Genomic DNA, 14,316 nt, shown 5'->3' on the forward strand with positions numbered 1-14,316 from the left:
CTGAATTAAACCCTGTTGCAAAAAGAGATTAAGTAAGGAAGATATAAACAGGCTGTGTTTTTTAGGATCCCGATTCTGCTTCTTTTTCCATCATTAAATAGGCTTTAATAAATCCATCCAGTTCTCCGTCCATAACGGGTTGCACATTGCCCACTTCATAATCAGTGCGGTGATCTTTTATCATTTTATAGGGATGGAATACATAAGAACGTATCTGGCTTCCCCATTCAATTTTTTTCTTGCTGGCATTGTTGGCATTTTTCAATGCTTCTCTCTTCCGCAGCTCTTCTTCATACAGGCGGCTCTTCAGCATTTTCAGTGCTTTTTCCCTGTTTTCACCCTGTGTACGCGATTGCTGGCATTCTACAATTATACCTGATGGAATATGTTTTAAGCGGACGGCAGTTTCTACTTTGTTTACGTTCTGGCCTCCTTTACCGCCACTCCTGTAAAACTCCCATTCCAGGTCGGCAGGGCTTACTTCTATCTCAATAGAATCATCCACCAGCGGGTATACATATATAGAGGCGAATGAAGTATGTCTTCTCGCATTACTGTCAAAAGGAGATATGCGTACCAGGCGATGCACGCCGCTTTCCGCTTTTAAAAAACCATAAGCAAATGGTCCTTCAAACTGAAGTGTTGCGGATTTTATTCCTGCTCCATCACCTTCCTGCCAATCCAGTTCTGTTACGCTCCAGCCCTGCTTATCACCATACATGCGATACATGCGGGCAAGCATTTCAGCCCAGTCCTGGCTTTCGGTACCTCCTGCCCCGCTATTGATCTGCAATACGGCAGGCAATTCATCTTCAGGTTGATTAAGTGTGCTTTTAAATTCTGCTTCCTCAATTTTAGCTAAAGCATTTTCGTAAGCGATTTTCACTTCCTCTTCAGCGCCTTCGCCTTCTTTCCAGAACTCAAATAATACGGCAAAATCTTCTATGGATGTTTGCACTTCTTCATAGAGATTTACCCAATATTCATTGAGCTTAATATCTTTCAGTATTTGTGTTGCTCTCTTGTTATCATCCCAAAAACCGGGAGAAAGTGTAAGCTGTTTATCGTTGGCTACTTTATCACGTCTGTTAGCCACGTCAAAGAAACCTCCCCAACACGCCAAGGGCAAGTCTCATATCTTTAAGTTGTTCCTGTGTCATAGGGTGCAAAAGTAGGGGAAATATCCGGAGGAATAAGTGTTATTCAAAATTTATGCAGTGAATATGCTTCACACAATTATGAATAGCACACGGAATACACGGATAGTGATGAATAACGCGGGTACACTTCGTGAATATCTGTTACATCCGTTTCATCCGCGATCCATTCTTCGCACAATGATGAATAACATACGGAATACACGGAAAGTATAAAATAGCACGGATATACTTCGGGAATATCTGTTACAAAAGTTTTATTCGTGCCAGGCATTACTTACAACAATCCTTCTTTATAAATAATCCTTTAATAAAGTTCAGGATAGATATTACAATTGTTTTACCGCTCATTGCTTTTTTTTGACAGTGCATTTAAAAAATAATACTCATACCGCAGCATCCACGATGATGTATTAAACCTGCTCATACTACCCGTAAGCTGGGTACGGTATGCAATATCTACTCTTGATATAGAGTTGAATATAAATTGGATTCCCGGCGCTATGTCAATAAAGTTTCCTTTTTTATCTAATGATGAACCTGCCAGGAATTCTGTATACAAATTTAAGTTAGTTTGTTTGTAGTTTTTGTATGTTCTCGGCAGCAACAGGTAACCTGCAGATAAACTATAGCCCATCATATGATTACTGATACCAGGTGCTGTTGGTGAACTTATGTTCTTCCATCGGTTGTTATAAGTTACGGTACCTGAAATGGCTAACTTATGCAATAATTGTGTAGCAGTTATTCCTGTGTTGAAACCGCTGTTGTTGCCGTCAGGTTCAATTTCATCACTGTATATTTTATAGGTTTCTTCATGCACCTGGTTATTTATATAATGCAGTTTTGTGTGAGTAATAAAAGCAGGGTTTTTTATGATGCTAACCTTTCCTGACGCGGCCATCCTGAAATGAGAATGAAGGTTGTCAACCGACAGGAACCGGTATTTGCCATATACAGCACCGCCTTCAAACATAAATTTTTGGGTAAACATATTTGAGGCATACAGGTTGCCGTGTATCATGAAATTTTTACTGATACCAAACATGAGCTCAGGTTCAATCCTGTAACTGTACGATTTATCAAATGGCATTGGCATCAGTTTGTTGGTAAGCCGTATACCAAAACTTTTTGCAGGCATATTGCTTGCGGGCTCGGTCATTATATAAAGTTCCTGTGCCGATGTATACTGTATGCACAGGCAAAGAAAGATAATAAAGCTAAATTGTTTATGCATTGCTGATGATTGAAATGTCGAATGGGCAATAGGCAATTGTTAAGAACTGACTCGCTATTCACCATTCACTATTGCCTATTGCCCATTGCCTGTCCTAAATAGTTACATGATACACTCTCTGAGCGGCAGAATTATCTTTTTTTACGTTGCAGCAATCGGCCATATAGCCAGTTTTAAAGCACTCCATTGGGGTGGCGTTGCTGAATTTTTTATAGGCTTTGGCAGTTAAAAAATCTTTGTCAACAACCAGTATTTTTTTCTCGCCTGAAATGACCTGCTCTTTAACATTCACAAAATGGATATTTATGCCATCAAGGTTAATATGCGCGTCATTTTTTATTTGCTGCTGGTTGAAATTGGCATACACCCAAAGATTCGCTACTGAAAAACCTGCATCAGCTACTTTCTTTTTCAATAAATCAAAATCTGGTTTTGTGCCTGGTTTAAAAACAATAGAAAACATATTGTTGTTGATGTCTGTTTCAACAGATTCAACAAAAATGAGTGTTTTTAAAGCGGTATTGATAGACTTGCTGCACATAGAGCAGGTTAATCCGCTTGCCTGTAGATCAGCTTTAACTACCTGGCTGCTGGCAGCAAATGAAAATGAAAGGAATGCTATGATCAGAATTAAATTTTTCATACAATGTTTTTTAGAAAATGATAATTACAGGTTATATAAATTATGACCCTGTGTTGCTTTATGATAAATGCACCTTGATGTCATGTTAACTAAAGCATGTCGGTACGTTGTCGATAAATGTGAGACGTAATATTTGTTTGCGTGCCTCACATTTCACGTTTGACATAACATTAGCGTACATTCAGCATAATATCAAATTCTGAAAACAGCGTATAAAATGGAGCGTGATGGGGGATTCACTCCCGGCGGATGTGAATTATTATAAGGTTTAAAGGCAGTGTAAAAATGCTGCTGCAATAAAGTTGCTTCAGTATAATCATGCTCCTGTAAAAGCGGCTTTAATGCAGGGAGCTTAAAGTGAATAGCTGCAACTGAATTTTGAACATTTTCAAGTTTTACAACCTGTATATTGTCGTGGCAGCAACCGGAATTATCCATTCCGCAATTATCGCAGTGGTTTGAAGCAGTAGCGGCATGATATTTAACACCAGCCGGCTTACCCATGCAATAATGCGTATTAATTACTAAACCGCAGGAAACTGCGAAATAAATAAAGGTGATTAATATGGTCGTAAATTGTTTCAAACCTGTTACAAAGGTATTACTCAATGCTTACAAGTACAAACATTCAAGTATTTAATTAACAAAGTTCCAGAAAATACCCAGTTTAAATAATAAACCCTGGTATGGATATAACGGCGCGGCCATATTATTATTGGTGAAAGTGAAGCCGTCAAAGTTTACCGTGTTTAAATTTTCGAGCCGTACAAAACCGCTGAAGCTCCTGATGCGAAAATGAACAAATGCCGCGATATCAGGCAGATTGGAAATTTTAATGCTGTCCTGCGGAAAGAACTGTCCCAGCAGCGGCGAATAATTGTCCGGCGTATAGGCGGTATAATATCTTGTATCTAACCCGGTGGCAAGCACCAGGTTCCTGAAAAATCTTCCCTGGAACACAAAACGGTTACGCGTATACGCTAATGGTATATTTACAGGCGTGTTCCCTGCAGTTTTCTGTATAACGATATCGGTATACCAATGCCAGTGCGTGCCTATCGGGAAATCTTTGCTTGCTTTTATTTGCAACACATTGAATAAATCTGCTTGTTCAGCTTCGTAAAAATTTTTGAGATAAGTATAATTGCCCATCAGGTAGTAATGCCCGCTTAAATCCATTTTAAGAGAAGGCAGTTGCAGGGAAGCAAACAGGTGCGTAATATTTTCTTTGTTGGTACCGTTTACTGGCGCTTTGACCGGAAAGGAAGTATAATTTCTTAAAAGGTAAGAAGGCGTTTTGTTCACATTTTGAAAACCAACCTGCAGCGAACCTATTTTTTTACTTAATAAACGTTCAAGACTTATAAATGCACTGTAATCTCCGGCATTAAACCCGGTTACGTATAAATGACCATACGCTTCTATATCCCATTTTTGATTTTTTGTGTGATTCCGGTATTCACCATGGAGAAAAATATTGTAAGGCCGGTCCCGCACGGTATCTTGCCATTGCAGCGCTAAGTTTTGAACACTTACGCCAACTTTTAAAAATTGTTGCTGGTTTTTTATATCAGGGAACTGGTAGATAGAAAGATCATTAATGATCTCCCTCCACCGGTTGCTGTACGAAACAGTATCCCGTATATCGTGAATAGTAATATTATAATTCTGCGCGTAAAAAGAGGCGTCAGGGTATACGTTTTGAAATAAATATTTGTAAGTGTTATACTGAATGGTATGCTCAAACCTGAAACGCGGGTAAAACAATTTTATAACAGTTGAGTCTGTTACCAAAGAATCCTTTTTCCCAAAATCATATTGTTGCCTGATAAGCAATTTAAGCTGGTTATACCTGTTGCCGGTTTTAAGCGCAGCATTAAATATATCTGTAGAATAAAGAGAGCTGTCTGAAATATTGATGGGTATATTAAATCTGGTATTATATACGCCGGTTTTGCTGGTAAGAAAAGTATCACTTCGTATACCACCGTTTTCTGCCGATTGCAGGCTGTTGCTTAGCCCGATAAAATATATACCGTATCGCTTATTGGGAGATTGATAATAGGTGTTGAATCTTAAGTTGGAATGATTGGTATTCTGGCTTTTAAAAAAACCCGGTGCATTGATAAGCCGGAACTGAAAGGCGAAGTTCCAGTTTGGCTTAACGTTTTGTGTGTGCAGCACCTGTATAAACTGTTCCGAGCCGCTGCCTATCTGGTAGTCGAGCTCGGTAAAAGGCCGGGTTGTATTAAAAAATCTGGTTTGTTCTATAGTTAAGGCATAAGGATCCAGTGCATGAAAACCAGCATCCCAGCCTGGCTTCATGTTAGGATTAAACAGCAATGAAGTAACCGCAGTGCCATTATTGCCTAGCCAGATATACTCAGGCTTCAGCGGAACCTTAATAGAATAATCAATGAGCGATGAATCAAACGTGTAAGAGCGTACAGAATCAATATACTTAAAACGGATACTTACGGAATCTAAAAAAGGATCACGGTGCTCAAATTTTATGGAATCACCGCCGCCCCTGCCGCCACCTCCGATATTTCTTAAATTATTCAGCCTGCCCGGCAACTGTCCGAATACGTCAGCAGCAGCGAATATGAATAAACCTGTAATTATATATGGTAGTACTTTTTTCAAAAGCAGCCTGTAGTTTTTGAGTAACGGGCGAAAATACCTGAAATGATAGTTTGATGTATAAAAAATATCATAATTCAGATAGCTTTAACTAATGCTTTGAATATAGCGGAAAATTTAGGTTCTGCTTCAGCCGCGGCATGTAAAACTTCTTCATGTGTTATGGTATTCTCTTCCTCCCTGATGCCTATATCTGTGATAATGCTCATGCCAAACACTTTTATGCCTGCATGCACTGCTACCATAACTTCCTGCACGGTGCTCATACCTACCGCATCGCCACCCAGTAAATTGATCATTTTATACTCTGCACGGGTTTCAAAAGTTGGGCCGGTTACGCCAAAATACACGCCTTCCTTTACCGGGATATTTAATTGCTTCGCAACTTCCTTTCCTTTTTGTATTAAATCCTTTGAATAGGGCTCACTCATATCAGGAAAACGTGGTCCAAAAGCTTCTTCATTTTTGCCAATCAACGGGTTAACTGTTGCAAAACTGATGTGATCAGTAATGATCATAAGATCACCTACTTTAAAGCCTGTGTTTACACCACCTGCTGCATTGCTGATCAGCAAAGTGTGTACGCCAAGCAGCTTCATTATACGGATTGGAAAAGCTACTTCAGCAGCAGCATATCCTTCATAGAAATGAAATCTCCCTGCCATTGCCACTATTTTTTTGCCGGCAATCTCACCAAAAATTAATTTACCTGAATGTCCCTTAACTGTTGAAACAGGGAAATGCGGAATATCATTATAGCTGATCTCTTTTTCAACATTAATTTCATTAACAAAATTGCCCAGCCCGCTGCCTAAAATAACCCCAACCTGCACAGTAGGTGTGTGTGCTCTTTTTATAAAAGCAACCGCCTGTTCCAGGTTTTCCGGTATCTGCATGTATTAAAATTTATGGCGGCAAAGATAAGGATTGCTTGTTTGTGGAGGAGTGGCTTGTATATAAAGGGCGCATTTAAAATTGTCGTACCGCTTTTCCCTTTCCGCGCAGCGGGGAGGGAAAAGAAAGACTTCCTGCCGGCAGCTGCCCTGTATACATATCTATTTATTCCGGCAGCGCAGTATACAAGGTGTTTACATAGCTGTAGCGCAGCGATAATACCTGCCTGCCGGTAAGCAAGTTTGTAGCATTATAGTAGATATTTCATTTTCAGGTGCAGCGCACCGAAATATTGAAACATAAATGCGCTGGGTTAATATTACGCCGCTCTGCGGTTTGCTTCCTGTTATTTTTCCTGTTGCTACAAATATTAAGGTAAGCTGCACCCGCGCTGCCCAGCCATTCTCCTTAGTAAAATATCTCCTTGCGTATACTGCGTAGTTGCCGGCAGGCAGGGGTGAGGCAACTAAATATGCAGCGAAAATTATATATACACTTTGCTGCACGTTCTGGTTACCAGGCTAAGTTCGTTTTATATGTACAATCCTCAGCATATTTCAAATCATACAATATTCCTTTACAAAAATCAAACCTTATAACCTTAGTAACGACACGTGAAACTTAGCTCAACCTTATTATATTATTGCATCTCGTTTCAATACTAAGGGTTTAAGAAAATGCTATTACAGGCTGTCTTCCCTGATATCGGGATATTTGGTTAGGTGCGTTGGTGTATATCCCTTGTTTCGCAGACGCGCCTGCGGGGCTAATTTTAAATACGCCCTTTATAAAAGCAAAAACCCGGATTGCTCCGGGCTTTTTGTTGTTTTATGGATTTGGGTTAGTATGTCATTAATCATTTTGGGGAATACCGGTTAAAGTATATACTTCTTTAATTGTTTTGCCACTGCTTTTGTCTGTTTTGTTAAAATCAATCTGGGCCGATTTACTGGTTGTGATTGTAACCCTCAGCACGGAATTGCCCTGTACAATATCTGTGTTTTCAACCAATTGGAAAATATAACCATTTGAAGATGTTTCAGGACTTACTAAAGGAAACTGATACGATTTGTTTGCAACAGAAGCGGTAGTATTTACTGTAATAATTGCTTTCTTGTCTTTATAAACAACATCAAAACTGCTGTTATCATCTGTTCCTGTTGTTTTAACTCCGTCAACGGTCTGTTCCCAGCTAAGTTTTCCTCCTGAATAATGATCAGCGACTCTGTTGATACCTTCTTTGGGAGCAGTGCTTTCTTTTTTTGAGCAGGAAAAAAATACAATAGAGAGGATGAGAAAAGAAAGGTATCTCATGGATATTTTTTTTCTACAACGTAAGTTGTTGTGAAACTATTGTGTATTTATTAAAGAAATGATAATGATTATTGCTTAAGCCAGTTATCATATATCAGTTAATAGCTCAAAAATCCGTTTTTTATAATAATCTTTTTACATTCAGCATTAAATATTCAACTCCTAAGCCATAATATATGATTGCTAAAAAATTAAAGCTATTTTTATTCGCGATTGTATTGCCCGCATTGCTGCTGGTAGCTTTGAGTTACCTGCAAAAAGGTAATGATGCTAAAGCCGGTAAAGAAGCAGCCGGGTATAATAACAAAGCGGATGAACATCAATGATCACCCGCTTTGTTTGTTTTATTGAGTAAATTATTTAACTGATTCTATCAGCTTTTTGTTAAGCGTTACATAATCATCGTTTTTAGCTTTTGTAGCTAACTCAATAGATTTATTAGCCGTTGCAATAGCTTCTTTCTTTTTGCCAAGTTTAGCTTCGCATTTTGCTTTTTGATGAAGCACCCAAAAAGCTTCAGGATTTTGCTGGGCAGCTTTATCAAACCAGGTTAAGGCGGTATTCAGATCTTTACCTTTTTCAAGGTAATATACCGCGGCATTGTAATAAGGGAAATTCTCTTTTCCTTTCAGGCTTTCAATCTGTGCATTGATTTTTGCATCAACCTCGGTTGTTACAGGGATTACAGCAAGCTTTCTGTCCCAGCCTATCATCAAATTAAGGCTGTTGCCGGTAATATTATCAAATAGCATGGTGAAAGATTCAAGCGAAAAGTCAAGATCAATAGGGTTTACTTTAATACGGATCACATCCTGGTCTTGTTTGTAAGCAGCAGGGCTTGTAACATCTAATTGTTTGGTAATAATAACTGTCCATTGATACGCTTCAGGAATAGTTAATAAACCGTATTTGCCGGCAGGAACTTTTTGTCCGCCAAAAATAACATCATCCCCAAAGGTGATGGTTGTTGCTCCATTAGCGCCTGTGCGCCATACTTTACCATAAGGCACAAGATCACCCCATATTGTTCTGCCTTTTACTGCGGGGCGGGAATAGGATAATTCAATGGATGATAAACCGAACTCCTGCTTAACCGTTTGAAGAGGAGATGGGGCAGGTGTTTTTAATTGCGCCATGCCGGCACAAGCAAAACCTGTAAAAGCGGCAAGTAAAAAGAATTTTTTCATGTTGTTTCTTTTGCTTTTATAAAATTGATAATAGATTAAATAAGGGTAAACTCTTCAGAATTTTTATTATGCGGCGAAGATAACAGATACGATAATAACAGGCGAAAATTATTCTTTTCAGAATTGTAATGTAACAGTAATTTTTTTAGGTGTGGTTCCCCTGGTCAGTTTCCACTTTGGTCCTTCCCTGATCAGCCTTATCGCTTCTTTCTCACATAAAGGGCATGTTGAGCTTTCAATAATGAAATCTGATACGTTTCCCCATTTGTTTACGGTAAAAGACAATTCTACAGAACCCATCAGTTTATTATAACCCTGTTGTGGAAGGCGTTCGTTATTTAAGAGATAAAGATCATAATTGCTCCAACCGTCGGCAGGCTCGGCATCAGGTTCATCCTCATCAGCTTTTTCAGCACTTCCGGTTATTTTCTTTTTGGATTCTTTACCATAGCCAACAACAACTACTTCAGATAAATCCTGTTGGAGAGCTTTTAAGCTGATGGTATTAGACGTTTTCCCGGAATGCAATGTAAAGTCTTCGGCTTTAAAACCAACAGATTTAACCTGCACCACCATTTGCGTGTCGCCACTCATAAGTGTGAAATTTCCGTGGGCATCGGTATATGCATAAGTGCCTGTGCCTGGAATAGTAATGTTCGCAAATGGCAGAGGTTTATGCTGATCATCGGTTATCTTTCCTTTAAATATATATGCGGGAAGAGATGGCGCGGCATTCCTGTTTCCCGGGGCACGCTCAGCATTGCTTACGGCAGATCTGTTTTTAAAATTATCTGCTGCCTGTATTTCTGCTTTTTTTGCAACAGCTTTATCCTCCTGCTGTGCAATGCCTTTTAATGGCACAGGCGCAGTTGCGATATCATTTTCATTTGCTTCCGCATCTGCCGCTGCTGCAACAGGCTTTTGTGCTTTCTTCGGCTTAGCCGGAGATGTTACGTGCCCTGCTGGCGGTATGTTTTCGGTTACGGGTAACTGTGATATATCTTCTTCTTTGGGAGATGTTTTTGCATCAGGCACAGAATCCTGTAATGCAGGAGCCGCTGCCGGAGATTTTTCTTCCTGTTCAGCGGTTGGTAATTGAGCTTCTTTTTTTTGTGCGATACTGTTTTCAGCAGAGGGTTTAAGCCATATCCAGGTAGCTGTTGCCCCAAGCAGGATAAAGATAGCCGCGGCTGCTACCCAGCTTATTTTTTTATACAGCGGAATAATTTTTACGGGTTCATCTTTTTTTTCAAGCCTTTCTTTGAGCTCTTTTATATCGGCAGGTATGGAAGCAAGAGGAGTGCCGGTATATCCTTCCAGTGCCTCAGCAAGGAAAGGATCTTCCAGCGATGCTTTTTCAAAAGCATGCATTTCGGCGGGCGTCATCTGCTTATGCAGGTAACGCTGAATATCTTCCGCGGTATAATGCTCCGTATGTTTGTGCTTTTCCTCCATTATTCATCCTCTTTATCCATGCATATTTTTAAATTTCGCCTGCCATTTTGTATATAGCTTCTTACTTTATTCCAGTCGTGGCCGGTTATTTCCACTATTTCTTCATAGCATTTTTGCTTCAGGTAAAACAGTTCAATCGTTTCTTTCTGCTGGGGCGAAAGTGTATCTAAACATTTTCCCAGTTTGCTGAACTGTTCTTCTTTCTCCAGCATGCCATTCAGATGCACTGTTTCCACAGATTGCATATAATCCGGGTTAAATTCGGTGGTTTTAAGGTTTTTAGGCGTTCGCAACTGCATAAGGCAGTAGTTTTTGGTTAAGGTATGCAACCAGCTTTTAAAGTTGCTCACTTCATGTACCTGCAATTTTTGTACAAGTTCTTCAAAAATGCTCATAACCGCATCTTTGCTGCGTTCCTGTTCTTTAAAATACTTTAAACAAACACCATATACAAGCTCCATATGGCGCTGGTACAGCGCGGAAAGTACCTGCATGTTGTTGGTTTGCTTATATTTTTCCAGCAGTTCAGTATCGGTGCTGTCCTTAAACGATATGTCTTTAATAAAGGTCAATGGCGCTTAAAAGCGAAAGTTAAGGATGTATATGTTAAAAGCCAAGTGGATGGTTGTGAGCGGCTGAAGGAGATTGTATCAGTTTGCAATAATGCATGCCGGTTCTGTCATCCCGAACGGGCAACACGGAGGCTGTAGTTAATCGCACTGACGCAGGTAAGAGATATGCCGGGCATTGTACTTATACTCAACATTTGCATTACTGTCCAACAGATTGCTTCACCCGCCGCAAGGTACTTTTAATTCAATCTTCGTACGGGCGGGTTCGCAATGACGATGAGCGTGTTTGTTTTTTACTATCAGCACTGAATCAAAGTATATAACTACTCAACCTCTGCATCGTCATTGCGAGCCGCTTAATCAAGCTCAAAACATAAACCTGCTTCGCGGCGAAGCAATCTCATTGCAAAATCTTACCCCGTCACAAAAAGATAACATTAACTTAGCAAAACAACTTAATGCTAATACTATGAACAAAGGGGGATGCGTATATATCATTACCAACAAAAATTTTACAGTTTTATATACTGGTGTTACTTCGGATTTAATACTAAGGATTCAACAACACAAAGAAAAATTCTACCCGGATTCATTTACAGCTAAGTATAATTGTTTCATACTGGTTTATTATAAATTTTTTCCTTCTATTGAAGAAGCGATTTTTGAAGAGAAAAGAATTAAGGCAGGCAACAGGGCAAAAAAAATAAAATTAATAGAGGGAGTAAATCCCGATTGGAATGATTTATGGGAGGAAATAAAGCAATGGTAATGTAAAACATGAGATTGCTTTACCCGCCGCAAAATGCTTTCAATTCAATCTTCGTATGGGCGGGTTCGCAATGACGGTGAGCGTGTTTGTTTTTTACTATCAGCACTGAATCAAAGTATATAACTACTCAACCTCTGCATCGTCATTGCGAGCCGCATAATCAAACCCGAAACATAAACCTGCTTCGCGGCGAAGCAATCCCATTCCTGAAGTTCATTAAAGATTGTTTCACCCGCCGCAAGGTACTTTTAATTCAATCTTCGTATGGCCGGGTTTGCAATGACGAAAAGAGTGATTTGATTTTACTACCAGTACTTAGGCAGAGTGTCATTTCTTATAATTTTCAAATATCAACAACCAATACCTTAACAGCATAAAAAAATATTTCCCCCTTTTATGTATTCCCTTTTTCCGCTGCATCCATCTTCATACAAAATCATTAAAACTGTTTTTTATGAAGTACATATTTTTCTTCAACGCGATAGTGCTCACATTTTTAATGGCTTTTATGCCTGAAGACCCGTTTACTGTAAACGGTAAAGTAACAGACACCAACGGAAACGTGATTGCCTATGTTGGCATTGCCGAAAAGGGAACCGGCAATATTACCCAGACAGATAATAATGGCGCGTTTACCATAACAGTAAAAAAGGAAAACGCGGTATTGATATTTTCTTATGTTGGCTATGAAACGCAGGAAGTAAAGGTTGCCGGCAAATCGAATCTCAATATTATTATGGTGCCTGCAATTCGGAAGCTCGAAGAAGTTGTGGTGATAGGATACGGCACACAGAAAAAGAAAGACATTATAGGAGCTGCACAGGAGTATAAAGCCTCTGCCGTGTTGCAAGGAAAAGCAAACGGTGTATACGTAAGACGTGCTCCGGCTCCTGCCAGCCGCATGTACGACAAAGCGGAGTATAATTTGTATGACCAGGAGGATGAAGGCTATAACACAGAAGATTATAACGGTATAACCGAAAACAGGTTTCTAACGGTAAAAGATAATCCCCTTTCTACTTTTTCAATTGATGTGGACGCAGCTTCTTACAGTAATATCCGCCGTTTTTTGAATAATGGACAACTACCACCTGCTGGAGCAGTGCGTATAGAGGAAATGATCAATTACTTTCATTACGATTACGCGCAACCGAAAGATGATAAGCCTTTTGCCATTCATACGGAAATAGCTGAATCGCCCTGGAACGCAGCGCACAGGCTTGTGCTGGTAAGCCTGCAGGGAAAGAAAATACCAACAGAAAATATTCCTGCATCCAATCTTACTTTTCTGATAGATGTTTCCGGCTCAATGCAGGATGAAAATAAATTGCCGCTTGTAAAACAATCAATGAAATTACTGGTTGACCAGATGCGTGAGCAGGATAAAGTGGCGATAGTAGTATATGCAGGTAATGCGGGACTGGTATTGCCTCCAACCAGTGGAGCTAACAAACAAACCATTAAAGACGCTATTGAAAAATTAGAAGCAGGCGGATCAACCGCAGGTGGTGAAGGTATAATGCTGGCATATAAAGTTGCCGGTGAAAATTTTATTAAAGGTGGTAATAACCGTGTTGTTCTTTGCTCCGATGGCGATTTTAACGTTGGTATGAGCAGCGATGCTGAAATGGAAAAGCTGATTGAACAAAAGAAAAAAATGGGCATTTTTTTAACAGTGCTGGGATATGGAATGGGTAATTACAAAGACAATAAAATGCAGATACTTGCGGATAAGGGTAACGGTAATCACGCTTATATTGACAATATGAGCGAAGCAAAAAAAGTACTGGTAAGCGAATTTGGCGGTACGATGTTTACCATTGCCAAAGATGTGAAGCTGCAGGTGGAATTTAATCCCTCAAAAGTGCAGGCATACCGGCTGATAGGTTATGAAAACCGTATGCTGAATAAGGAAGATTTTAATAATGATAAAAAAGACGCCGGTGAAATGGGCAGCGGGCATACCGTAACTGCTTTGTATGAAGTAATACCCGTTGGCGTAAAAAGTGACTTTGTTGAAAAAGTTGATGCACTGAAGTATCAGAAAAATTCCGGTGATATAAATAATCACTCTCCTGAATTAATGACGGTGAAATTCCGTTATAAAAACCCGGATGCAGATGTAAGCAAATTGATTGAGCATGCGGTGTCAGATGAGCATATTGCATTACGCAATACTTCTGATAACTTCAGGTTTGCCGCTGCTGTAGCACAGTTCGGTATGTTGCTGCGCGATTCTGAGTTTAAACGAAATGCATCTTTCAATAATACCTTGTCATTAGCAAGCTCCGCATTGGGCAGTGATGAAGAAGGTTATCGCAAAGAATTTGTGCAACTGGTGCAGAAAGCCGGTGGGCTTGCGAAGAAAATATCAAAACACAAACGTGATGATATTGCAGGACGGGAATAATCTATGAATATGGAGGGTGCGGATAATATATTCCG

13 protein-coding genes are annotated in these 14,316 nt (G+C 39.7%); 3 read left to right on the forward strand and 10 right to left on the reverse strand.

Annotated features, from left to right (window positions below; all coding sequences use genetic code 11):
• Nucleotides 1-61 precede the first annotated feature (61 nt).
• The 7 genes from prfB to DC498_RS06800 form a co-directional block, all read right to left on the reverse strand.
• A protein-coding gene (gene prfB / locus DC498_RS06765) for a peptide chain release factor 2 (RefSeq protein ID WP_116873387.1) occupies nt 62-1,160 on the reverse strand; the annotation gives its coding sequence in 2 pieces (ribosomal slippage) (nt 62-1,099 and nt 1,101-1,160; 1,098 coding nt in all).
• 337 nt (nt 1,161-1,497) lie between these two features.
• Entirely contained in the window at nt 1,498-2,394 is an 897-nt protein-coding gene (locus tag DC498_RS06770; protein ID WP_133176779.1) for a hypothetical protein, read from the reverse strand.
• Nucleotides 2,395-2,488: 94 nt separating this feature from the next.
• On the reverse strand, nt 2,489-3,037 hold the full coding sequence (locus DC498_RS06775; protein WP_116873389.1) for a heavy-metal-associated domain-containing protein: 549 nt from the start codon (nt 3,035-3,037) through the stop codon (nt 2,489-2,491).
• A 192-nt stretch (nt 3,038-3,229) separates the two neighbouring features.
• Nucleotides 3,230-3,646 carry an HYC_CC_PP family protein gene (locus tag DC498_RS06780; RefSeq protein ID WP_441351061.1) on the reverse strand — a complete coding sequence of 139 codons (417 nt, stop codon included), beginning with the start codon at nt 3,644-3,646 and terminating at the stop codon, nt 3,230-3,232.
• A gap of 27 nt (nt 3,647-3,673) precedes the next feature.
• A complete protein-coding gene (locus DC498_RS06785) occupies nt 3,674-5,683 on the reverse strand; it encodes a putative porin (protein WP_165813776.1) in 2,010 nt (669 codons plus the stop codon).
• Nucleotides 5,684-5,757: 74 nt separating this feature from the next.
• Entirely contained in the window at nt 5,758-6,576 is an 819-nt protein-coding gene (locus DC498_RS06790) for a purine-nucleoside phosphorylase (RefSeq protein ID WP_116873392.1), read from the reverse strand.
• A gap of 850 nt (nt 6,577-7,426) precedes the next feature.
• Nucleotides 7,427-7,888: a hypothetical protein gene (locus DC498_RS06800; protein ID WP_116873394.1), complete on the reverse strand. Its 462-nt coding sequence runs from the start codon at nt 7,886-7,888 to the stop codon at nt 7,427-7,429.
• Nucleotides 7,889-8,064: 176 nt separating this feature from the next.
• On the opposite strand from DC498_RS06800, the gene DC498_RS26115 reads away from it, so the two are divergent.
• Nucleotides 8,065-8,214 carry a hypothetical protein gene (locus DC498_RS26115; RefSeq protein ID WP_165813777.1) on the forward strand — a complete coding sequence of 50 codons (150 nt, stop codon included), beginning with the start codon at nt 8,065-8,067 and terminating at the stop codon, nt 8,212-8,214.
• A 30-nt stretch (nt 8,215-8,244) separates the two neighbouring features.
• Here DC498_RS26115 and DC498_RS06805 read toward each other — a convergent pair whose 3' ends face one another.
• The 3 genes from DC498_RS06805 to DC498_RS06815 all read right to left on the reverse strand — a co-directional run bounded on the left by DC498_RS06805 (nt 8,245) and on the right by DC498_RS06815 (nt 11,102).
• A complete protein-coding gene (locus DC498_RS06805) occupies nt 8,245-9,075 on the reverse strand; it encodes a DUF2911 domain-containing protein (RefSeq protein ID WP_116873395.1) in 831 nt (276 codons plus the stop codon).
• Between the two features lie 117 nt (nt 9,076-9,192).
• Nucleotides 9,193-10,530, reverse strand: a complete 1,338-nt coding sequence (locus tag DC498_RS06810; protein ID WP_116873396.1) for an energy transducer TonB — start codon at nt 10,528-10,530, stop codon at nt 9,193-9,195.
• The gene (locus DC498_RS06815) at nt 10,530-11,102 is read right to left on the reverse strand and encodes an RNA polymerase sigma factor (protein WP_240627903.1); all 573 of its coding nucleotides are present in this window, start codon (nt 11,100-11,102) and stop codon (nt 10,530-10,532) included. The genes DC498_RS06810 and DC498_RS06815 overlap by 1 nt, the downstream gene beginning before the upstream one ends.
• 469 nt (nt 11,103-11,571) lie before the next feature.
• Here DC498_RS06815 and DC498_RS06820 point away from each other — a divergent pair, with 469 nt between their 5' ends.
• Both DC498_RS06820 and DC498_RS06825 read left to right on the forward strand, forming a co-directional pair.
• Nucleotides 11,572-11,871, forward strand: a complete 300-nt coding sequence (locus DC498_RS06820) for a GIY-YIG nuclease family protein (protein ID WP_116873482.1) — start codon at nt 11,572-11,574, stop codon at nt 11,869-11,871.
• Between the two features lie 454 nt (nt 11,872-12,325).
• Nucleotides 12,326-14,281: a vWA domain-containing protein gene (locus tag DC498_RS06825; protein WP_116873397.1), complete on the forward strand. Its 1,956-nt coding sequence runs from the start codon at nt 12,326-12,328 to the stop codon at nt 14,279-14,281.
• The last annotated feature ends 35 nt before the right edge of the window (nt 14,282-14,316 follow it).

Source organism: Terrimonas sp. (assembly GCF_003075435.1).
Taxonomy (GTDB): domain Bacteria; phylum Bacteroidota; class Bacteroidia; order Chitinophagales; family Chitinophagaceae; genus Agriterribacter.

Excerpts from the sequence above, each read along its gene's own strand:
- DC498_RS06770 (WP_133176779.1), bottom strand. The coding sequence starts at position 2,394 with ATGCATAAACAATTTAGCTTTATTATCTTTCTTTGCCTGTGCATACAG.
- DC498_RS06775 (WP_116873389.1), bottom strand. The coding sequence starts at position 3,037 with ATGAAAAATTTAATTCTGATCATAGCATTCCTTTCATTTTCATTTGCT.
- DC498_RS06790 (WP_116873392.1), bottom strand. The coding sequence starts at position 6,576 with ATGCAGATACCGGAAAACCTGGAACAGGCGGTTGCTTTTATAAAAAGA.
- DC498_RS06800 (WP_116873394.1), bottom strand. The coding sequence starts at position 7,888 with ATGAGATACCTTTCTTTTCTCATCCTCTCTATTGTATTTTTTTCCTGC.
- DC498_RS26115 (WP_165813777.1), top strand. The coding sequence starts at position 8,065 with ATGATTGCTAAAAAATTAAAGCTATTTTTATTCGCGATTGTATTGCCC.
- DC498_RS06805 (WP_116873395.1), bottom strand. The coding sequence starts at position 9,075 with ATGAAAAAATTCTTTTTACTTGCCGCTTTTACAGGTTTTGCTTGTGCC.
- DC498_RS06810 (WP_116873396.1), bottom strand. The coding sequence starts at position 10,530 with ATGGAGGAAAAGCACAAACATACGGAGCATTATACCGCGGAAGATATT.
- DC498_RS06820 (WP_116873482.1), top strand. The coding sequence starts at position 11,572 with ATGAACAAAGGGGGATGCGTATATATCATTACCAACAAAAATTTTACA.
- DC498_RS06825 (WP_116873397.1), top strand. The coding sequence starts at position 12,326 with ATGAAGTACATATTTTTCTTCAACGCGATAGTGCTCACATTTTTAATG.